General features: G+C 62.2%; 17 protein-coding genes and 1 pseudogene. 14 read left to right on the forward strand and 4 right to left on the reverse strand.

The features are described from left to right. Positions 1–58 precede the first annotated feature (58 nt). The 10 genes from K4G67_RS12380 to K4G67_RS12425 all read left to right on the forward strand — a co-directional run bounded on the left by K4G67_RS12380 (position 59) and on the right by K4G67_RS12425 (position 12,708). Positions 59–2,728 (forward strand): winged helix-turn-helix domain-containing protein, encoded by a 2,670-nt coding sequence (locus tag K4G67_RS12380; RefSeq protein WP_239806669.1) that lies wholly within the window; start codon positions 59–61, stop codon positions 2,726–2,728. 80 nt (positions 2,729–2,808) lie between these two features. After that, positions 2,809–3,738: a 3,5-dioxohexanoate:acetyl-CoA acetone transferase gene (gene kce / locus K4G67_RS12385; RefSeq protein ID WP_239806670.1), complete on the forward strand. Its 930-nt coding sequence runs from the start codon at positions 2,809–2,811 to the stop codon at positions 3,736–3,738. Between the two features lie 24 nt (positions 3,739–3,762). Then, positions 3,763–5,475, forward strand: coding sequence for an arylsulfatase (locus K4G67_RS12390; RefSeq protein WP_239806671.1), 1,713 nt, complete (start codon positions 3,763–3,765; stop codon positions 5,473–5,475). Further along, positions 5,472–6,473, forward strand: coding sequence for an LLM class flavin-dependent oxidoreductase (locus K4G67_RS12395; RefSeq protein ID WP_239806672.1), 1,002 nt, complete (start codon positions 5,472–5,474; stop codon positions 6,471–6,473). Before K4G67_RS12390 ends, K4G67_RS12395 begins: the two co-directional genes overlap by 4 nt. 6 nt (positions 6,474–6,479) lie before the next feature. Then, positions 6,480–8,798 carry a 5-amino-6-(D-ribitylamino)uracil--L-tyrosine 4-hydroxyphenyl transferase CofH gene (gene cofH, locus K4G67_RS12400; RefSeq protein WP_239806673.1) on the forward strand — a complete coding sequence of 773 codons (2,319 nt, stop codon included), beginning with the start codon at positions 6,480–6,482 and terminating at the stop codon, positions 8,796–8,798. A gap of 17 nt (positions 8,799–8,815) precedes the next feature. Continuing rightward, positions 8,816–9,466, forward strand: a complete 651-nt coding sequence (gene npdG / locus K4G67_RS12405; protein WP_239806674.1) for an NADPH-dependent F420 reductase — start codon at positions 8,816–8,818, stop codon at positions 9,464–9,466. A 2-nt stretch (positions 9,467–9,468) separates the two neighbouring features. Beyond that, the gene (gene cofE, locus K4G67_RS12410) at positions 9,469–10,224 is read left to right on the forward strand and encodes a coenzyme F420-0:L-glutamate ligase (RefSeq protein ID WP_239806675.1); all 756 of its coding nucleotides are present in this window, start codon (positions 9,469–9,471) and stop codon (positions 10,222–10,224) included. Then, positions 10,221–11,147: a 2-phospho-L-lactate transferase gene (gene cofD / locus K4G67_RS12415; RefSeq protein WP_239806676.1), complete on the forward strand. Its 927-nt coding sequence runs from the start codon at positions 10,221–10,223 to the stop codon at positions 11,145–11,147. The genes cofE and cofD overlap by 4 nt, the downstream gene beginning before the upstream one ends. After that, positions 11,135–11,710, forward strand: coding sequence for a 2-phospho-L-lactate guanylyltransferase (gene cofC, locus K4G67_RS12420; RefSeq protein WP_239806677.1), 576 nt, complete (start codon positions 11,135–11,137; stop codon positions 11,708–11,710). The genes cofD and cofC overlap by 13 nt, the downstream gene beginning before the upstream one ends. Positions 11,711–11,787: 77 nt before the next feature. After that, positions 11,788–12,708 carry a TIGR03619 family F420-dependent LLM class oxidoreductase gene (locus tag K4G67_RS12425; protein ID WP_239806678.1) on the forward strand — a complete coding sequence of 307 codons (921 nt, stop codon included), beginning with the start codon at positions 11,788–11,790 and terminating at the stop codon, positions 12,706–12,708. 42 nt (positions 12,709–12,750) lie between these two features. Here K4G67_RS12425 and K4G67_RS12430 read toward each other — a convergent pair whose 3' ends face one another. Genes K4G67_RS12430 through K4G67_RS12440 form a run of 3 tightly spaced genes read right to left on the reverse strand, consistent with a single transcriptional unit; the run spans position 12,751 to position 16,006 of the window. Further along, entirely contained in the window at positions 12,751–13,572 is an 822-nt protein-coding gene (locus K4G67_RS12430; RefSeq protein WP_239806679.1) for an SDR family NAD(P)-dependent oxidoreductase, read from the reverse strand. Positions 13,573–13,574: 2 nt separating this feature from the next. Continuing rightward, positions 13,575–14,726 carry an oxidoreductase family protein gene (locus tag K4G67_RS12435; protein ID WP_239806680.1) on the reverse strand — a complete coding sequence of 384 codons (1,152 nt, stop codon included), beginning with the start codon at positions 14,724–14,726 and terminating at the stop codon, positions 13,575–13,577. Positions 14,727–14,728: 2 nt separating this feature from the next. Next, the gene (locus tag K4G67_RS12440; RefSeq protein WP_239806681.1) at positions 14,729–16,006 is read right to left on the reverse strand and encodes a spinster family MFS transporter; all 1,278 of its coding nucleotides are present in this window, start codon (positions 16,004–16,006) and stop codon (positions 14,729–14,731) included. Between the two features lie 117 nt (positions 16,007–16,123). On the opposite strand from K4G67_RS12440, the gene K4G67_RS12445 reads away from it, so the two are divergent. The 4 genes and pseudogenes from K4G67_RS12445 to K4G67_RS12460 form a co-directional block, all read left to right on the forward strand. Then, on the forward strand, positions 16,124–16,516 hold the full coding sequence (locus tag K4G67_RS12445) for a nuclear transport factor 2 family protein (protein WP_239806682.1): 393 nt from the start codon (positions 16,124–16,126) through the stop codon (positions 16,514–16,516). Then, the gene (locus K4G67_RS12450) at positions 16,513–16,935 is read left to right on the forward strand and encodes a limonene-1,2-epoxide hydrolase family protein (RefSeq protein WP_239806683.1); all 423 of its coding nucleotides are present in this window, start codon (positions 16,513–16,515) and stop codon (positions 16,933–16,935) included. Before K4G67_RS12445 ends, K4G67_RS12450 begins: the two co-directional genes overlap by 4 nt. Before the next feature lie 5 nt (positions 16,936–16,940). Further along, positions 16,941–18,593 carry an FAD-dependent oxidoreductase gene (locus K4G67_RS12455; RefSeq protein ID WP_239806684.1) on the forward strand — a complete coding sequence of 551 codons (1,653 nt, stop codon included), beginning with the start codon at positions 16,941–16,943 and terminating at the stop codon, positions 18,591–18,593. Positions 18,594–18,866: 273 nt separating this feature from the next. After that, positions 18,867–19,405, forward strand: a pseudogene (locus K4G67_RS12460) (helix-turn-helix domain-containing protein); the annotation flags it as partial. A 36-nt stretch (positions 19,406–19,441) separates the two neighbouring features. Here K4G67_RS12460 and tnpC read toward each other — a convergent pair. Then, on the reverse strand, positions 19,442–21,106 hold the full coding sequence (gene tnpC / locus K4G67_RS12465; protein WP_047819822.1) for an IS66 family transposase: 1,665 nt from the start codon (positions 21,104–21,106) through the stop codon (positions 19,442–19,444). Between the last annotated feature and the right edge of the window lie 16 nt (positions 21,107–21,122).

Genomic DNA, 21,122 nt, shown 5'->3' on the forward strand with positions numbered 1-21,122 from the left:
AAGGGATCTTGAAGTTGGCAGAACAGACCAACCGGGATGTGGGAAGAGGTTTGCGAGAATGGGCGTAGTCCAGACGACCATAGTGCCGCCGCGTTCGGCGCGCGTATATGTTAAGCGTGACAGGATCGAGACCCTGGCGGGCAAGATCGGCGATTATCGCGCGGTAACGGTCATTGCGCCCGCCGGTTTCGGGAAAACCACGGCCATGCTGCGCTGGGCCGATGTGCTTTCCGAAAGCGGCCGTTCGGTGCTTTGGATTGCGGCGCGGGCCGGAATCGACAGCCTGGAAACCTTCCTTGAAGCCTTGTCGCAGGCCTGCACCGTGGCGGGACTGGGGGTTGCATCCACCGATCCGCGATCATGGTTTGTGGAACTGGGCAAGCGATCCGGTTCAGCACCGATCCTGTTCATCGACGATGGCCAGTTGCTGCCCAAGGAAGTGCACGAATTTGTAGAGCAGCTTATCTTCAGCTCGCGCGATGGCCTGACCACCGTGATTGCTTCGCGCGGAGAAAACGAAGTGCACCTCGCCCGGCTGAGGTCGCTGGGATACCTTCTGGAAATCGGCATGCAGGACCTGTCCTTCGATGCCGAAGAGGCAAGCACCCTGTTGCGGCAGGAGATTGGCTCTAAGCCCACTGCCTCGCAGATACAGCGCATGATTTCGGATACGCAGGGTTGGGCAGCCGGCCTTATCCTCGCCTCGCAAACCTGGCACAAGGACAGCCTGCGCGAGGAAAAGCCGGAAAGGGCGGAGAGTCGGCTGCGTTATGAATACGCCAGCTATTTCCACGAGGAAGTGGTGGAGGGCCTGCCCAACGAACTGCGCAACTTCATCATCGATACGTCCATCCTGAAGGAACTCACACCTTCTGCCTGTGCGGCGGTGATCGGCCAGAACGAAGCGCGCCACTACCTTGACGAGGCGTTCGAGCGCGGCCTGTTCCTGATCGAGCTGGATCGCGAACTCGGCGAATATCGCCACTATAAGCTGTTTCGTGAGATGGTGCGTGGACGGTTGACCAAACTGGCGCCGCAACGGGCAGCGGAATTGCATCGCCGCGCCAGCCGCTTCTATGCGGAATCGGGCAATTACCATTTGGCGCTGGAACATGCAGAGCAAAGCGCCGATCAGGAATTTCTGGCGACGCAGATCGAAAATCTGGCCGAACAGATGATCTATGCGGGTCTGCTGCAACGGTTGGACGAACTGGCGAGCCAATTGCCCTGGCAAGTTATCGAGGACAAGCCTGCAATCCTGCTGGCAATGTCGTGGCGGCGCAGCAGGCGGCTGGCTTTCAGTTCGGCTGAACGGATGATCGAGGCTGCGGAACAGGCGATCGAGGCCAAGGTCGAGTCGGGTGAACTCGATGCCTACTCCGCGCGGCAGCTGAATTTCCACGTCCGCCACAGAAAGCTGATGCTGGAAGCTGCGCGCGACAACATGGTGGCTGTGGAAGAGGGTTGCGGGCCCTTGCTGGCCGATCTGGGTGACGACCATCCCTATCTCAGCTGCACGCTGCTGGCACAGCTCTTGTCTGCACGTCGTGAACTTTATCACTTCCATGACATGCTGCGACTGGAAGGCGAACTGCGCAAGGCGCTGGCCCGGCCTGGTTCGACCTTCGCATCTATCGCTCTGAAATCCTCCGTTGCGCCCACGCTTGTTGCGCAAGGCAAGACCGAGACCGCCAAGCAATTCCTGCGCGAGGCCCAGGAAATTGCCCGTCAGCGTGAAAACGAAGTGCCGGGGCTGGGCGCCTTGCCGGCCTTGCCCATGGCGGAAATCCTCTACGAATGCGGGGAACTGGAGGAAGCCGGCAGCCTGGTCGATCAGTATATGCCATCGATCAGGCAATGGGGTTTTGTCGACCAGGTGGCTTCGGGATATCTGGTGCGTGCCCGGCTTTCCGCTGCGGAGGGCGATCTTGCATCGGCCTTGTCGGTTCTGGAAGACGCCCACCTCGTGGCCATCGAATGTGGCCTTGACCGGCTGCGGGCAATGGTGGTTTCGGAACAGGTGCGCACCCTGATCAAAAGCGGCCAGCTGGAGCAAGCCGAAAACCTCTTCTATTCTTGCGATCTGGTAGCCGAGGGCGAACCCGTCCCCACGCTGAACCCATCGCGTCTCAATGAATGGCTGGCGCTGGCCTGGTTACGGATCGAGATGCATCGTTTCCGCCTGGTGCGATCCCGCAAGGTTGCCCGGCGCTGGCTTGAATTCGTCCGGCGACGCGGGGCCGTGCGCTCGGCCCTTTCGTTCGAGCTGTTGCTGGCGGAAATCGCGGTGCTTGCAGGAAACCGTTCAGAAGCCCGCCGATCTGTCCGATCGGCTGTCGAACTGGCCGAACCCGGCGGCTGGGTGCGTCCGTTCCTGGATGAAGGGGAAGCCATCGGATCGCTGATCATCGAGGCCTATGGCAGTGGCCCGATACTGGATAACCCGGTCGACAGGTTTGCAGACCGGCTTGTGCGCTCGCTCAAGGGCAATCCGCAGATCGAGGATGAGGACGGCGAGGAATTCGGGCCGAGTGGCGGCCTTTCGCTGCGCGAAATCGAAATCCTCACGCAAGTCAGTGGCGGTTTGCGCAACCGCGAAATCGGTGATCGCCTTGGCCTGACTGAAGGCACCGTGAAGTGGTACATGCAGCAAATCTACGACAAGCTGGGCGTGCGCCGCCGCCCGCAAGCCGTGCTGCGAGCCAGACAGCTGGGGATTTTGTCCTGAGACCCTATCTAAGGTTAGATTGCGCTCCCTTCCGTGGCTCCTACCCGTAGGAAAATTCATATTTCTGGCGGGAGAGCATTGTGGCCAAGGGCAAGGTAATCATCAGTTGTGCAGTGACCGGCGCGATCCATACGCCAAGCATGTCGCCGCACCTGCCGGTGACAGCCGACGAGATCGCCGAAGCTGCCATCGGCGCAGCTGAAGCTGGCGCTGCGATCATTCACCTGCATGCGCGCAATCCGCAGGACGGCCGCCCCGATCAGAACCCCGATCTGTACGAGCCGTTTCTGAAGGTCATCAAGCAGCGCAGCGATGCCGTGCTCAACATCACCACCGGCGGCCACCCGTCGATGGCGCTGGAGGAGCGGCTACGGCCCGCCACGCGCTTTGCCCCGGAAGTTGCCAGCCTGAACATGGGCTCGATGGGCTTTGGCCTGTTCCCCATGCTCGATCGCTACAAGGACTGGAAGCATGAGTGGGAGCCGGCCACGCTAGAGGCCTCGCGCGATCTCGTGTTCAAGAACACTTACAAGGATATCGAGGGGCTTCTGGCCCTGTTGACCCCGCTTGGCACCCGGTTCGAATTCGAATGTTACGATACCAGCCACCTCTACAACCTGGCCCATTTCCTTGATCGCGGACTGGTGAAGGCACCGCTGTTCGTGCAGACCTGCTTTGGCATCCTTGGCGGCATAGGCAGCCATCCCGATGACGTATCACATATGAAGCGCACGGCAGACCGGCTGTTCGGCGACCAGTACGAATGGTCCGTTTTGGGCGCAGGGGCGCGGCAGATGAGCATTGTCGCCATGGCTGCGGCCATGGGCGGCAATGTGCGCGTGGGGCTGGAGGATTCGCTGTGGGCAGGGCCGGGCAGGCTGGCCGAAACCAATGCCGAACAGGTGGCAACGGCACGGTCTATCGTGGAAAGCATGGGCCTTTCCGTCGCGACGCCTGACGAAGCGCGCCAGATCCTGGACCTGAAGGGCGGCGATCGGACGAATGTCTGATCGTGGCATGATGCATCCGCTTTCATGACCCTTTGGCGTTTCCTTCTGGCCTGCACGGCTGCGCTTGTCCTGACGGGCTGCGTCAGTGGCACCCAGCCTGCTGCTGAAGGAACACCGGTTGCCCAGCGCCAGAACGTTCTCGTCATCGTTGCAGACGATCTGGGGTTTTCGGATATCGCACCATATGGCGGGGAAATTGCCACGCCCAACCTCTCGCGTCTGGCGCAGCGCGGTATTCGGCTGACCCAGCTGCACAGTGCCCCCTCGTGTTCGCCAAGCCGGGCCATGCTGTTTTCAGGAGCCGATAGCCACGTTGCCGGGCTTGGCGCGATGGCGGAGGCCATTCCACCGCACTATCGCGGGCAGGAGGGTTTCGAAGGCGTCCTGTCCAGCCGCGTGGCATCCCTTGCGGAACGCTTTGCCGAGGCCGGTTACCGCACGGCCATGGCGGGGAAATGGCACCTGGGAATGGAACAGGGCCAACGCCCCGCGCAACGCGGTTTTTCCAGCAGCTTTGCCCTGATGCAGTGCGCATCGAACCATTTCGGCGCGGGCGGTTTCGGCGGCGATGGCGATGGCATAGGCGGTGCAACCTATTTGCTGAACGATACACCATGGACGCCGGGGCCGGACTTCTATTCGTCCGATGTGTTCACATCCATGCTGATCGACCAGCTTGAAGGGGGCAACGACGAGACACCGTTCTTCGCCTACCTCTCTTTCACTGCGCCGCATTCGCCCTTGCAGGCATTGCCGCAGGATATCGCCCGCTATGCCGATACCTATGCAGATGGCTGGGGCGCTCTGGCCCGAAGGCGCATAGAGGGCATGCAGCAGGCAGGGATTCTCCAGCCCCGTTTGCCCGATGCGGATGCCATTTTCGTGCAGCTGCAAAGCCAGTGGGATGCCCTCTCGCCCCAGCAGCAGGCCGTGGAAGCCCGGCGCATGGCGATCTACGCGGCCATGGTGGACCGGATGGATCACAACATCGGTCGCTTGCTGGATGCGCTGGAGAGAGCGGGGGAGCTGGACAACACGACTATCCTGTTCATTTCAGATAATGGTCCGGCCGGTGAAGATCCGCGCCAGTATGCCGTTGTTTCCGGCTTCAGCGAAACGTACGGCAGCGCCGACAATTCGCATTCGTCCATGGGTAGTGCGGCCAGTTTCGTCTTGCAGGATCCGCGCTGGGCCAGCGCAATTGCCGCACCATCGCGCCTGTTCAAGGGCTTCGTTACCGAAGGGGGCACGCGGGTACCGGGTATTCTTGTGGCACCCGGCGTTTCGGCAGGTGCCATTAGTTACGCCGTGACACAGTTCCCTGATATCGCGCCGACTTTGCTGGCGCTGGCCAGTGTTCCTGCCACCGATAATGTTGGTGGGCGAAGCGTCGCCGCGATTACCGGCACCAGCTTCGTGCCATCCTTGTTCGATGCCGCCGTGTTGCCGGATTACGAACCAATTGCATTCGGGTTCAACGGCCAGGGGCTGGTGCGGTTCGGCCAGTGGAAAGCCATCCGCCTGGTCGGTCCGCTTGGTGACGGGCAATGGCACCTTTACAACACGGCGGATGACCCAGGCGAACTTCAAGACAGGCAAGATGCCGAGCCTGCGCTTTTCGATACCATGATGGAGGTGTGGCAGAACTATGTGCGCGAGCATGGCCTGAACGAAGCTGCAGACCTCGGCCAGGTGCCCATGGCTGACCCTGTTCCGCAAAGGGAGAGAGTTCAGTGAAACTTGGCATCTGTTCGATGTGGGGAACCTCGCTCGATCTGTTTCGCAGCGAAGTCAGGCTGGCTGCAGAACTGGGCTATGAACTGGTCACGGTAGGGGATTCGCCATCGGGTTGGCATGAAATGGTCACTTCGATGACGATTGCCGCGCTGGAAGCACCGAGTGCCCAGATCGGTTCGCTGGTGACATCGCCGTTCATGCGGCACCCGCTGGTTGCCGCAAATGCCTTTGCCACACTCGATGAATTGACTGGCGGCCGCGCTGTTCTGGGCTTTGCTACCGGTGGCAGCACCGTGCTTGCGATCGGTCGCCCGCCGGCAACACAGGCCGAAGTGCGCGCCGAATTTACTGCCTTGCGCCAATTGTTTGCAGGCGAAGAAATCGAGTGGGAAGGCCGATCGGTCAAATCACTGCGCTTTGCCCGCAACGTGCCGATCTATTATTCAGCCTTCGGTCCCAAGGCGCTGGCACTGGCCGCGCAGGAGGCGGACGGGGCGATACTGTTTGCAGGCGATCAGCACCTTGACGCGGTCGAAGCCCGGATCGCCATGCTGCGCGATGCGGCAACCAAGGCGGGGCGCGATCCCGATGCGCTGGATATCTGGGTTACCAGCTTTATCTCGGTCCGCCCCCGGCGCGTGCAGGCGATAGACGATCTCAAGGCCTTCATCGCGGTCAACGCCATGGCCTTGCGCACGCCGCAGGCGCTGGCCATGTTGCCAGAGAACGTGCGGCCACTCGTCGAGGCCTTCCAGACGCGGTATGATCCTTCCGAACATGTTGTGGTTGGAGGCAAGAACGTCCGCCTGATGGATGAGATGGGACTGACCGAATTCCTGCAGGATTTCGATACGATTACCGGCCCCGAAGAGCACGTGGCCGACGTGCTGAAACGGCTGGAAGCAATGGGCGTCTCGACCGTGATCGCCGCCTTGCCGGGGCATGCCGACCCGCTAACCACAATCCGCGGCCTCGCCGCTGCACGAAAGAGAATGTAACGCGCTATGGCCGAATGGTGGAACAAGACCGAGGCACGCGACTGGCTGGCCAGGCTGGAGTGCTTCTCGCTGGACGAGCTTTCCTCTGAAGCCGAAGCCAAGACGCTAGCGACGCATGGCACGCTGGTCACCTATTCGCGCAAGGTCTTCATACCGCTCACGAAATTGTGCCGCGATGTTTGCCATTACTGCACCTTCGCCCATCGCCCTTCACAACTGACAGCGCCATTCCTGGAGCCGGAAGAAGTGCTGGAGATTGCTCGCGCGGGAGAGAAGCGCGGTTGCAGGGAGGCACTGTTTACTCTGGGTGATCAGCCGGAGGCGCGATATTCCGCAGCCCGGCAATGGCTGGAAGAACGCGGCTTCGCCAGCACGCTGGATTACCTGGCGCATGTATCGGCGCTGGTGCTGGAAGAGACCAGCCTGCTGCCGCACCTGAATCCTGGCATCATGCAACCGTCCGATTACGAGCGCCTGCGCCCGGTTTCGGCATCCATGGGATTGATGCTGGAAAGCACGTCGGACCGGCTGTGTGCCAAGGGGATGCCGCACTACGGATCGCCGGACAAGGATCCCGAGGTCCGCCTGCGCGCCATTCGCGATGCGGGCGAAGCGAAAGTGCCGTTCACCACCGGCCTGCTGATCGGTATCGGGGAAATCCGGCTGGAGCGGGTGGAAGCCCTGCTGGCCATTCGCGACCTGCACGCGCGCTATGGCCATATCCAGGAAGTGATCATCCAGAATTTCCGCGCCAAGGCGGATACGCTGATGGCCAATGCGCCCGATCTCGGCCTCGATGAACACCTTTGGACGATCACCGCTGCACGGCTGATCCTGCCAGCGGAGATGGTGGTGCAGGCTCCGCCAAATTTGCAGCCGGGAGAACTAGGCAAGCTTATCCGTGCAGGTGTCAACGACTGGGGCGGCGTTTCCCCGGTCACGCAGGATCACGTCAATCCCGAGGCACCCTGGCCGCATCTCGAACAACTGGAAACGCAGACTGCGAGCGCCGGTCGCCTCTTGCGCCAGCGACTGGCCATTGGTCCGCTGTTCGCGCGCGATCCGGCGGTCTGGGTCGACAACGCTCTGCAGCCATGCATCCGCCAGGCAACCGATGCACGCGGCTTGCCACGTGAGAGTGATTGGCACCCCGGCACGGGAGAGGCGATACCCGAGGCGCCGTTGCTGCTGAGCACGGCCAGCGACATGGAAATCCGCATCGCTCTGGGCCGCGTGGAGCATGGTGAGGAACTGAACAGCAGGCAGATCGCGCGGATGTTCACCGCCGAAGGCCGCGATTTCCAGCGGATCTGCCGGTTTGCCGACGAACTGCGCAGCGACCGGGTGGGCGATGCCATCACCCACGTGATCAACCGCAACATCAATTACACCAACATCTGCCTGTATCGCTGCGGCTTCTGCGCGTTTTCCAAGGGCAGCACCAAAAGCGAGCGCGGGCCGGCCTACAACATCGACCATGCTGAAATCGCGCGCCGCACGATCGAGGCGCACGAGCGCGGGGCAAGCGAAGTCTGCCTGCAGGGCGGCATCCATCCCAGCTATGACGGGAATACCTATCGCGGGATCGTGCAAGCGGTGAAGGATGCCGTGCCGGACATGCACGTGCACGCGTTTTCGCCGTTGGAAGTCCATCACGGGGCCACCACGCTTGGGCTTGGCTATGAAGAATACCTGGCCTCGCTAAAGGAATTTGGACTGGCCACCTTGCCCGGCACTGCGGCCGAAATCCTATCGGACGATGTGCGCGCACTGATCTGCCCGGACAAGGTTTCCACACAGCAATGGCTTTCGATCATGCGCGCGGCGCATACGGTGGGATTGAAGACCACGGCCACGATCATGTTTGGCCACGTGGAAGATTACTCGCACTGGGCCACGCACCTGCAGCGCCTGCGCGCGCTGCAGCTGGAAACCGGGGGCTTTACCGAGTTCGTGCCGCTGCCCTTCGTCCACATGGAAGCCCCCAACTGGCGGCGAGGGCAAACCCGTTCCGGCCCGACCTGGCGAGAAACCGTGCTGATGCATGCCATTGCCCGTATTGCGCTGGATGGCGCCATCCCCAACATCCAGGTGAGCTGGGTAAAGCTGGGGCCTGATGGCGCTTCGCGGATCCTGCAGGCCGGTGCCAACGACCTTGGCGGCACGCTGATGGATGAATCGATCACCCGCGCAGCGGGCGGTGTCAACGGGCAGGAGTTTGATGTGCCGCAGATGCGTGCGCTGGCGCAGGGCATTGGCCGCCGCCTGTGCGAACGCACGACCTCTTACACGATGCGCGCAGACCGGGTTCTTGCAACTTTTTAATTAGTTAGGAAACAAATATGAGCCAGACAATCGCCGTGATCGGCGGAACGGGCCAACTCGGCAGCGCGCTTGCATGGCGGCTTGCCAAGGCAGGCCACACAGTCATCATCGGATCGCGCGCTGCGGAATCGGCAAGTGCACGGGCAGCTGAACTGGGTCATGGAATTGTCGGCATGGCCAATGCCGATGCGGCAAGGGAAGGCGCGATCGTGCTGGTCACCGTGCCATTTTCCGCGCAGGCCGCAACGCTGGCCGAAATCAAGCCGCACGTGGCGGGCAAGATCGTGGTCGACACCACGGTTCCGCTGGTTCCGCCCAAGGTGATGCGCGTGCAACTGCCCGAAGAAGGTTCGGCAGCGGCTTGTGCCAGCAAACTGCTGGGCGAAGATGTGCGGCTGGTGGCGGCATTCCACAATGTCGCAGCGCATCGTCTGGCCGAAGAAGGCGAGGTCGATTGCGATATCCTGGTATTCGGTGACGAGAAGTCGGCCCGCGCCGAAGTGGTCGCGCTGGCCGATGCCGTGGGCCTGCGCGGCATCCACGCAGGTCCGCTGGTCAATGCAGCAGCGGCAGAGGCGATGACCTCGCTGCTCATCTTCATCAACAAGAACTACAAGGTAGACGGTGCCGGCATTCGGATTACGGGCGAACTGAAACCGCTCGACTGACGATGTTCTGCGTCCAACCCATAAGCGGTTTGCCGGAAATCCTCGCAGGTGATGATCTGCCTGCGCTGCTGGCCAAACGGCTTGCGGCAGGCGAACCCGACTTTGCGCCGGGCGATATTCTGGTGGTGACGCAAAAGATCGTCTCCAAGGCAGAGGGGCGCAGTGTCGCGCTTGCCTCTGTCGAGGTGAGCGACGAGGCGCGGGAACTGGCCCTGCTGACCCGCAAGGAACCCGCACTTGTGGAACTGGTGCTGCGCGAATCCAGCGCCGTGGTGCGCGCCGTGCCCAACGTTCTGATTACCCGGCACCGGCTGGGCCACGTGATGGCAAACGCCGGGATCGACGCTTCCAACCTAGGTTCGAAGTCGCTGGAAAACGTTTTGCTGCTGCCTGAAAACCCGGACAAGAGCGCCGCGCGCATTGCCGAGGCATGCCATGCGCGGACTGGCGTCAGGCCCGGCGTAATCATCTCCGACAGTTTTGGCCGGCCATGGCGTGTCGGCACCACGAATGTGGCGATTGGCGTGGCAGGGCCGCCAGCGGTTTTCGATCAGCGCGGCCAGCCAGACCGGGACGGGCGGATCATGCAGGTCACGCAGATCGCCTTTGCCGATGCGGTTGCGGGCGCGGCGGGCCTGGCGATGGGCGAGGGGGCGGAAGGCCTGCCCGCCTGCGTGGTACGCGGTCTTGCCTGGCAGCAAGGTAGCCAGACTAGCAGCGACCTGCTGCGACCCGAAGGCGAGGATCTGTTCCGGTGAACGAGCGTGTGGTTGTGCTTACAGGCGGCGTTGGCGGGGCAAAGCTGGTCGAAGGCTTGCAGCAAGTCGTGCCTGGCGCGCAGTTGACCGCCGTCGTCAACACGGGCGACGATTTCGAACATCTCGGATTGCCGATTTCGCCCGATATCGACACCTTGCTGTATACCCTCGCAGGCCTGGCCAACACCAGCCTTGGCTGGGGGCGCGAGGGCGAGACATGGTCTTTCATGGCGGCCATCAAGAGCCTTGGCGGCGAGGAATGGTTCAACCTTGGCGATGGTGACCTGGCGCTGCACGTGCTGCGCCGCATGGCGAAAGATGCCGGCCAGCCGTTGTCTGCAATCGTGAAGGGTTTCGCCCGCAATTGGGGCATTGGCCTTGCCATTCTGCCGATGAGCGATGATCCGGTGGCAACCTGGCTGGAAACCGACGCAGGACTGCTTCCCTTCCAGCGCTATTTCGTGCAACAGAGCTGCGAACCGCGTGTCAGCGCCATACGGTTTGAAGGCGCGAAACAGGCAAAACCCGCACCCGGCGTGGTGGAAGCTCTGGCCGCTGCGGACATGATCCTTCTCGCGCCATCGAACCCCTGGCTCAGCATCGATCCCTTGCTGGCCGTTCCCGGCCTTTACCGGGCACTGAAAGACAGGCGCGCGCCGCTGATCGCCGTGTCGCCGCTGGTCGGGGGCAAGGCAGTGAAAGGGCCGACCGCGAAACTTATGGGAGAGCTGGGCCTTCAGGTCACCAACCGGTCTATCGCCGATCACTACGGCGATCTGCTGGATGGCATGGTGATCCACGAAGGTGACGCTGCGCCCGGCAATCTAGCAATCGGCGTTACCGACACGCTGATGAAACAGGCGGAAGATCGACGCCGGGTTGCGCTTGCGGCGATGGATCTGGCGCAACGGTGTCGCCGCTGATGGGGTGGACCGCGCTCATTCCCTTTCGCACCGGAACCGGCGGAAAGTCCCGGCTGGAGGCGGTGCTGGATGCTGCCACGCGCGAACGGCTAGCGCGGGAAATGGCGCAGCATGTTATCGACATGCTATCGCGCTGCCCCGAAATCGAGCGGATCGTGGTGCTTTCAAACAAGGCTTTTGACCATCCTGCGGCCACGTTCGCGATGGATGCCGGGCGTGGTCTGAACCCGGAGATATCCGCTTTTCGCGATGACTTCGGACCGGCTCCCCTACTTGTGATCCATGCCGACCTTCCGCTGCTGGCACAGGCTGATGTTAAGGGCCTGCTTGAAGCGGCCACCGAGCACGGCATTGCCATGGCGACGGATCGGACGGGCGAAGGCACCAATGCCATTGCGCTGGCCGATGGCAGGAAGTTTGTCTTCCGGTTCGGGCCAGGCAGCCGCGCGCTGCACGGCGCGGCAGAGGAACAGATGCCGGTGCTGCAACGGGATGGCCTGTCTGCCGATCTCGATACGCCGGACGATCTTGCCTTTCTTCGCCAGCGCGGGTTGCGGGTTTGACCTCCTTCCTTCCGGCAGGTCGGCCCGACTTGCCGCGATGCTAGACGAACGGTTCTGAAACCGCAGGAGAGTGGGTGATGAAGCTGAGTATCGGTATTCCCAAGACCATGAAGGTCGCCGCCATGGTTCAGCCGTGGGAGGATCCCCTGTCCGGCGCCGACGTGGGCAAGTTGATGGCCGTTGCGGACAAATTGGGCTTCTACAAATGCATGCTGGGCGAGCACTTCATTATCCCCAAGGAGCATATCGAGCTTTCGGGCGACTGGTATTTCCACACGGCGGTGGCGCTGGGCTTCTTCGGCGGGCAGACGACCAATCTGCGGCTTTCTTCCTCCATTTCCATCCTGCCGCTGCAAAATCCCATCGTGCAGGCAAAGGCGTGGTCCACGCTCGACTGGCTGACCGGGGGCCGCGCGGAACCGATTTTCGGTGTTGGCTGGCTGAAGGAAGAATTCGACATGCTGGGCGTGCCGTTTTCAAAGCGCGGCGCGATGGCCGACGAATACATCGCCGCCATGATCGAGCTGTGGACCAAGGACGATCCCGAATTCGACGGCGAGTTCGTGAAGTTCAAGAATTGCGGCTTTGCCCCCAAGCCGATCCAGAAGCCGCATATGCCGATCTGGTTTGGCGGGGATGCCCCGGCGGTACAGCGCCGCGTGGCCAAGTTCGGCAATGGCTGGTCGCCCTTCCGCACTCCGCCGGAAACCTTTCCGGACTGCATCGACTACATCAAGTCGCAGCCGGAATACGATGGCCGGCACATCGATGTGTTCTTCGCGCTGGAAATGCTCAACGTCGGTGCACACCACGAAATTCTCGATGATCCGCGCGCGCCGGGTACCGCCGACAAGCAGAAGATCCTCGATCAGATCGGCTGGCTGAAGGAATTGGGCATTACCGAAACCATCGTGCCCCTGCCGCCGGGTCTGACCGGCGAACAGGCCTGGATCGACCGCCAGCACTGGGTGGCCGAGGAGATCATGCCAGCGATATGATCGGGTGGCTCCGGGTTACAGCCCGGGGTGCACCGGCGGGCCTTATTGCTGCGCCTGCATTGCGGCGAACATATCCAGCATGTCTGCGTAATGCGGCTGGTGGTGGACGATGCCGCCGTCGGCAGAGATGATCTGACCGGTGACAAAGCTGGCCAGGTCCGATGCCAGCCACAGCACCGCGCCGGCAATGTCGTTTGCAACGCTTTCGCGCGGCAGCAGCACGTGCCGCTGGATCATGCCGAGCTGTTCCTCTGTCATCTGTGCGCGGGCAACCGGGCTGAGGACAAGGCCGGGCAGGATTGCGTTGCAGCGGATGTTGGCCCGGCCAAATTGCGTGGCAGTGTTACGCGTCAGCGCGTTCACCGCGGCCTTTGATGCGCTGTAGGCGGGGTTGAGAACGTCTCCCAGCAGGGACACGCCAGAACTGGTGTTGATGATCGAGCCGCCACCGGCAGCGATCATTTGCGGCACCACGTGCTTGGTCACGAACATGGTCCCGCGCACGTTGATGTCGAAGGCAGCGTCCCACACCTCCGGTTCCATTTCCGCCAGTGAGCCGTCGCGAGTCATCTGCGCGGCACCGGTATTGGCGGCGTTGTTGTGGAGGATGTCGATGCGGCCAAACTCTTCTGCCACGGCAGCGACCATCGCGGAAACGCTTGCTTCGTCACCCAGGTCCACCTTCAGGCCGATTGCCTTGCCGCCAGCTTCGCCGATCTCCCCGGCAACGCGCTGCGCCCCTTCCTCGTTAATGTCCGCGATGGCGACTGCGGCACCATGATCTGCCAGCATTTTTGCGCAGGCTTCCCCGATGTTGGCGCCGCCACCGGTAACGATTGCAATTTTCCCTTCGACCAGCCGCATCGTCATTCTCCCAAAAGTTGCCACGTGCCGTAATCTTCGGCGGCGGTGAAGAAGCGCTCGTTCATGGGCACGCCGTTCTGGCCCCACGCATCGAGATTGGCGACCCAGGCCTGCAAGCCGTACATCACGAACAGCCGGGTCTGCTCCCACGCCTCGTCAAAATCGGGCACGCCCTGCGCCCCGGTTGCGATCAGGTATTCGCGGTATTGCTTCACCATGTCCTTGTGGTGCTTGCGCCGTTCCTCGATGCTCAGCGCACCGATCACGAAATAGGTCAGGTCGCGCCAGGGCCGTCCGCGCCGCACCAGCTGCCAGTCCAGCCACAGCCGCTCGCCTCCGGGAAGGATGTAGGTGTTACCCTGATGGCAATCGCCCAGCACGATGCAGTGCGGTGCGTCGTATGCGCGCTCGATTTCACCCAGCCGGTCGAACGCGCGTTCCACCTTGCGCGGATCATCGAGATAATGCTGCGGCGCAATTTCGCAGAAAGCCGGATCCTTCAGGTTGGCTTCGATCCACTGCCACATGATCCGCACCTGGTCGCTGTCGACCGGCGTATCCATCTGGGTCTGCAGCCACGGCGCATTGGCGGGGCTGATCTTGTCGCTGCCCCACAGGCTGCCATGAAGCTTGGCCAGCCCTTCGAGGTTGTCCATGATCATGTCGACGCCGTTGGCATCGGTGCTGTGGCCGAACTTCCCGCCGCGCTGGACCAGGTCTTCCAGCACCACGAAACCGTGCGCGCTGCCATCGTCGTCCCAGTCGGCGTAGTAGCACTTCGCTGTCGGAACCTTCATTTCCTGAACCATGAAATGGTAGAAGCGGGCTTCCAGGGCATGAATATCGACATTGTCGAAAGAGCCGGACCAGTTGGCTTTCATGCACACATGGTCGGGCAGGCCAGCCGCCTTGCCGGCATCGTTCCAGTCAACCTTTACCCGCCATTTGGTGGTGTGGCTGTTGAGCAGTTCCACCGTCTCCATGGAGTTGGCGGCAACGCCCGGATACTTGTAGCTCATCATCCGGCCCAGCCACGCGGCATCCACCTGTTCCAGACTCGTCGGCAGCTTTTCCGTTCGGGCCGGGTAGGGCCGGGGCACGCAGTTCGGATCGACGACTGCGGCCTTGTATTGAGCGGGGGCTTGCGGATCCATGGTCAACTCCTGGCAACTTGTGATTTCTTGATTTGAAGGCCGGCCAGCAGCAGCAGGATGCCGCCGACTACACAGAACATCATTGCCGCTGCGATGCCCCAGGCAACGCCATCGCGGCCGCCCACTTCATCGGCGACCCTGCCGATCAACCATGCGCCAAGGCCCACACCGATCAGGTTCGCGCTAAGCTGCACGAAGGATACCGCCAGACCGCGCAATTGCGGCCCTGCGATGGTCACGATCACAGCGTAGATCGGGCCATTGTAGGATGAACTGAAAATTCCCGCGGCGAACACCAGCACTATCGCAAGCGTGGTATCGCTCGCGCCCACGGCGGCAAGCCCGGTGATGGCGGTCAGGAACGGGATGATCGCACCCAGCAAAGCGGTCAGGCCCGGATCGAAGCCGCCGCGCGCGGCATTGATCCGATCCGTGCCCCAACCCGCAACCAGATTGCCGACCGATCCCAGGATGCCATAGGCGATGGCCACGACCATGCCGGCGCTGGAGATTGCTAGGTCATGGCTGTCGATAAGGAACGTGGCGAGCCATGTGCTCATGCCATAGATGCCGGTGGCGATGCAGGTGATGGCGGCGATGCAAAAGAAGATGCCGGGCCTGCCGAGCAATTCCCCTGCGCGCTGGCGGAAGGGGCCGGATGCCTCTTCGGACGGTGCGTCCTGCTGCCCGCGCTTGGGTTCCCGGATTGTCAGGAACAGCAGGGGTGCCAGCATCAGGCCGGGAATTCCGGCTGCGACGAAGGCCCATCGCCAGCCGTAAAACTCCACGATCCAGCCGCCCAGAAAGAATGCCAGCGCCGTGCCGATGCCGGTGCTGAGGTACCAGATGCCGATGGCGGTGGCGCGCTTGTCCGGGCCGAAGTAGTCGGACAACAGCGACATTCCTGTGGGAGATCCGCCGGCTTCCGCCACGCCAACTGCGGCGCGGCCCATCAGCATGGTCCAGAAACCCGTGGCAGCACCGCACAGTGCGGTAGCTCCGCTCCATGCGCCAAGCGCCAGGGTCATCAGGTTCTTGCGGTTGAAGCGGTCAACGGCGTAGCCAAAAGGCAGGGCCGCGATGGCAAAGGGAATTCCGTATGCCAGGCCTGCAAGGATGCCCAACTGTTCGCCAGACAGGCTGAATTCGTCGCCCAGCGGCTTTAGCACGAGGCCGATGATGGCCCTGTCGATCCCGTGACAGGTCTGGGCAATTGTCAGGATAGCAAGCACATACCAACGGTAGTTGCCTTGCTCCTTGCTGATATAGGCGCCAGCCATCCGAATTCCTCTCTCGCTTGCCTGCATTGCAGAGTCGCCGATGCCGCAACCTGTCCAAGGAAAGGCGCGGGGAGTGAGGCATCGCGTGATGAAGCGAAAACGGAGAGTAAAACCGGTATGACGAAGGAAGAACAGAACAAGGAAGTTGTCCGCCGTTTCCTGGGCGCAGTAGAAGCTGGCGAGATCGATACGATCGAGGCCTTGCAGGCATCCGCATGTAGCTGGTGGATCATCGGAACCGGCGAAATTTCGCGGGAATCCTACACAGATGCGGTGAAAGGCATGTTGCTGACTGCTTCCCCACGCAAGGTCGAGATCGTCGGCATGGTCGCCGAAGGTGATACCGTGACCGCAGAAGTGCGTTCAGAAATGCATTTCGGCGAGCGGGTCTATGCCAATGAATACCATGATCTGTTTGTGATCAGCGACGGCAAGATCGTTCACGGGCGCGAGTATTTTGACACCGCTAAAGTCGCCGCGTTCTTCGGGTCGCAAGGAGATGCCGCATGAACCCTGAAAGCACGGTGCGAAAATTCCTCTCACTGTTTCATACCCGCAAGCTTGATGTCGACGCGGTGCGGGCCTTGCTGGCGGACGATGCCCGGTATCAGCCGGTCGTTCCGATCGCGCCAGTCAGGCAGGGTGCGGATGCCATCTGCGAAGAGTTGGAACGCCAGTACGAACTGTATGACGAATGTGCCTGCAACATTCTGAGCCCCGCTACTTCCGGCTTTACCGTCTTTACGGAACGGGTCGATACCTGTCGCCAGCTGAAAGATGGGCGGGAAACGACCACCAGTGTCGCCGGTGTGTTCGACGTGGATGCTGCGGGCAAAATCGTGTGGTGGCGGGAATATTGGGATGGTCTGGATTGCGCCGGGCAACTGGGGATCGATGACCAGGCCATGCGTTCGATCATGTGTGCTTGAGGGGAATGGCGATGCAGTATGATGTAGTGGTGATGGGTTCTGGCGGTGCAGGCCTGACAGCAGCGCTGGTCGCCGCCAAGGCGGGCCGCAAGGTGGCCGTGCTGGAAAAGGCGCCGCACTTTGGCGGGACGACTGCGATCTCCGGTGGCGGTGTGTGGATTCCCGAAAGTCCGCAGGCGGTTGCGGCAGGCGTGGATGACAGCAAGCGGAAGGCACTCGACTATTGCATGTCAGTGGTGGGCAACCGGGCGGAACGTGAGCTTATCGAAGCCTATATCGAAACGGGGCCGGAAATGGTCGAGTGGCTGGAGGCCAACAGTTCGGTAAACTTCCTGCTCTCTCCGCCTTCCAGCGACTGGTATCCGGACGTTGAGGGAGCGATGCACGAAGGTCGATTGCTCGCACCTGCCGAGTATGACGGGAAGCAGCTTGGCCCGTATTTCGACAGCCTGTCCAGACCGCGTCAGGAATTCAACGCGCCTGGCGGAATGATGATCGACCTATTCGACCTGCCATACATCGCCAGGCTGCCGCGCCCCGGCGCGTTGTGGCACATGGCCAAGATCGCTATCCGGTTTGCGCGGGACAAGAAGAAGCTGGGGCGCGGCTCGCGTCTCACCATGGGCACCGCCCTGATGGGCAGGTTGTACCGTTCGGTGCTGGATGCAGGTGTCGATCTATATGCAGATGCGCCGGTAGAACGGTTGCTGGTGGAGGGCGGCAGGGTAACCGGCGTTATGGCCACGATCGGCGGCGAGGAAACGCAAGTCCTTGCATCAAAAGGCGTTATCCTGGCCGCAGGCGGCTTTTCCGCCAACGAGCAGATGCGCAAGGAATATATTCCCTTTGCCGAACAGCACGTTTCGATCCTGCCCTATGAAAACACCGGCGATGGTATCAAGGTCGCTACCGCCTCTGGCGCAGTCATGGGGGCGGACAATCACGCCAACGCCGTCTGGGCTGTTGTTTCGAAGCGCACACGCGACGATGGCTATGTCGAGCGCTATGCCCACCTCATAGATATGTCGAAACCGGGCTGCATCGCCGTGGGCGAAGACGGCAAACGTTTTGGCAACGAGGCCAGCGTTCATTTCGTGGAAGACATGCATGCCACGGGCAATGTGCCAGCATGGATTATCTCCAATGCCAGGAACGTGAAGAAATACGGCTTTGGCCTGTCGCTACCCGGTGGCGGAAAAATCAAGGAGCTGGTTGCGTCGGGGTATCTGAAAACCGCCGACACGCTGGCAGATCTGGCCGCACAGATCGGTGTAGATGCGGCAGGGCTGGAAGCCACCGCAGCCAAGGTCAACGCCGATGCCGCAACGGGTAAGGACAGCGCATTCGGCAAAGGTGATACCTTGATCGATCAGGAAATCGGCGATCCCAACCATGCGCCCAATCCCTGCTTCGGCCAGGTGGGCGAGGGGCCCTATTACGCAATCCAGATCTTCCCCGGCGATGGTTCGACCACAGTCGGCGTGAAAATCGATGCTCAGTGCCGGGTGAAGGGTGAAGACGGACAGCCGATCCCCGGACTGTGGGCGGCGGGACTTGATGCCAATTCGATCTGGCAGGGCAAGTCTCCCGCTCATGGCTGCAATGTCGGCCCGGCCCTGGTGACTGGTTTCATCGCGGGGAGGAGCGTGGCTGCATGAAGACTGTAAACCATTCTCTGGCTGGCGCGTGGCGGGGCTCCCGACGCGACCGGTCAATATCTCGCAAAACGCAAGATTGGTGACATAACGCCTGCTGCCCAGAGCGACGAATGCGCGGCGCGGCGCGGCTGTGGCGGATCAGCGAGGATCTGGAGGCCAAGGCGGGTCGACCGGCCAGCTAGAGCGGTTTCCACACGAACGGAATCGGCAGGGATTCCCTTTTCGGCGCTGATGTGATTCACGCTTCCTGCTGGTGGAAGGAGGCCAGCATGGATGGCACGAGCGCTTTCGCAGGACCTTCGGGACAGGGTCATCGCCGCGATTGATGGTGGATTGAGTTGTCGGGCAGCGGCGACACGGTTCGGTGTCAGCGTGTCGAGCGCGATCCGCTGGCGGCAACGCGCGCTGGAGCATGGTCAGGCAGTGGCCAAGCCGCGCGGCGGTGACAGGCATTCGGGCCGGATCGAGGCGCATGGCCGCTTCATCCGGGAGCTTGTTGCCGAGCAGGGCGACATGACCCTGGTTGAGATCCAGATGCGGTTGATCGAGCGCGGCGTCTCGGTCGGGATCGGCACCCTGCACCGCTTTTTCGTGCGCCACGGCATCACACGCAAAAAAAGACCGGGCACGCGATCGAGCAAGACCGTCCCGACGTCCTGAAACAGCGTCGCCAGTGGTTCGACGGCCAACTCGATCTGGAGCCCGAGCGCCTCGTGTTCATCGACGAGACCTGGACCGCGACCAACATGACCCGCAGCCACGGCCGCTGTCCCAAGGGCGAGCGGCTGCGGATGGGCTTCCCGCACGGCCATCGTAGCCATCCGGTGAGGGCCGCAGCCTAGCTTGGATCAGGCGGCGATGGCGGCCTGTCGGGGCTGCCAGTTCCAAGGTAGCAGCTCATCGAGCCGGCTGACAGGATGCTCTGCGATGCGGGCGAGGACATCGGCGAGCCAAGCCTGCGGATCGACGTTGTTGAGGCGCGCGGTCTGGATAAGTGTGTAGAGGATCGCGGCACGCTGGCCGCCGCGATCGGAGCCGCAGAACAGCCAGGCCTTCCGGCCGAGCGGAACACAGCGCAGAGCGCGTTCGGCGGCATTGTTGGTCAGGCAGACCCGGCCATCGTCGAGGAAGTGGGTGAACGCATGCCAACGCCGGAGCATGTAGTTGATGGCCTTGGCGAGGTCGTGGCTTCGTGACAGCCTGGCAAGTTGGGTCGTCAGCCACTTGTGCAACTCGGCCATCAGCGGTGCGCTGAGTTCCTGGCGCACGGCGAACCGCTCGGCGGCGCTCTTGCCGCCCAAGGTACGCTCGATATCGAACAGGGCATCGATCCGCTGCACCGCCTCGAGCGCGATCGGGTAGATCATGGCGGTTCGCGCTCCCCGGCTCTTCCTGCGGGCCGTGCCCACGACATCGGCCAGCTCGAAGAACTTGCGCCGCGCATGGGCGAAGCAGCCGGCTTCGCGCACGGGAGCAGGCTCGCGTCCCTCGCGATAGAGCTCGCCGTAACCGCCATAGGCGTCGGCCTGCAGGATCCCTGACCAGGAGGCGAGATGCGTCCTGGGATGTTCGCCGCGCCGATCACGCGAGTAATGGAACAGCGCGGCCGGTGGATCGGTGCCGGCGAACGGCCGGTCGTCGCGCACGTAAACCCACAATCGGGCGGTATCGGTCTTGCCCTTGGCCATGACCGGCACGGTGGTGTCGTCGCCATGCAATCGCTCGGCGGCCAGGACATGGGCTTCGATACGCCGATAGAGCGGCATCAGCGCGAATGACGCGGCGCCGACCTGGTCGGCGAGCGTCGATGTGCTGAGCGGGATACCCTCGCGGGCAAAGCGCTCGGCCTGACGGTTGAGAGGCTGATGCTGGCCGTACTTCTCGAAGAGTAGCATGGCGAGGAAGCTCGGGCCGGCCCAGCCACGCGGGACGACGTGGAACGGCGCCGGAGGCTGGGTGATCTTCTCGCAGTCCCGGCATGAGAACTTCTCGCGCACCGTCTCGATGACTTTCCACGAACGGGGGATCACCTCGAGCGTCTCGGTCACGTCCTCGCCGAGCTTTGACAGGCGGCCGCCGCCGCAAGCCGGGCACGAGCACGGTGCGGGGACGACGATGCGCTCACGCGGCAAGTGCTCGGGAAATGGCTTCCTGGCCGGCTTCCTGCGCTCGAACGCGGCGACGGTGGCCGTCTTCGCGGCAGTATCTACGGCCACCAGATCGTCTTCGGCTGCATCGCCTTCGAGATCTTCGAGCTGCAGCTCCATCTGGTCGAGCAGCCGGCGGGTGCGTTCGGCGCTGGCGCCGTACTGCTCGCGCCTGAGCTTGGCGATCTGCAGCTTGAGATGCGCGATCAGCGCCTCGGTCGCGCTCTCCCGGGCGCGGGCGTTGGCCAACTGGGCCTCGACAGTCACCGCACGCTGCTCGGCTTCGTTAGCCCGCTGAGTCGTCGCCGCCAGCAGCGCCTTGAGCACTTCGACGTCGTCTGGGAGGGGCGAAACGGCAGCTTCCACAAGGGAGAGTGAATCA

It is taken from the genome of Croceicoccus hydrothermalis (genome assembly GCF_022378335.1).
GTDB classification, from domain to species: domain Bacteria; phylum Pseudomonadota; class Alphaproteobacteria; order Sphingomonadales; family Sphingomonadaceae; genus Croceicoccus; species Croceicoccus hydrothermalis.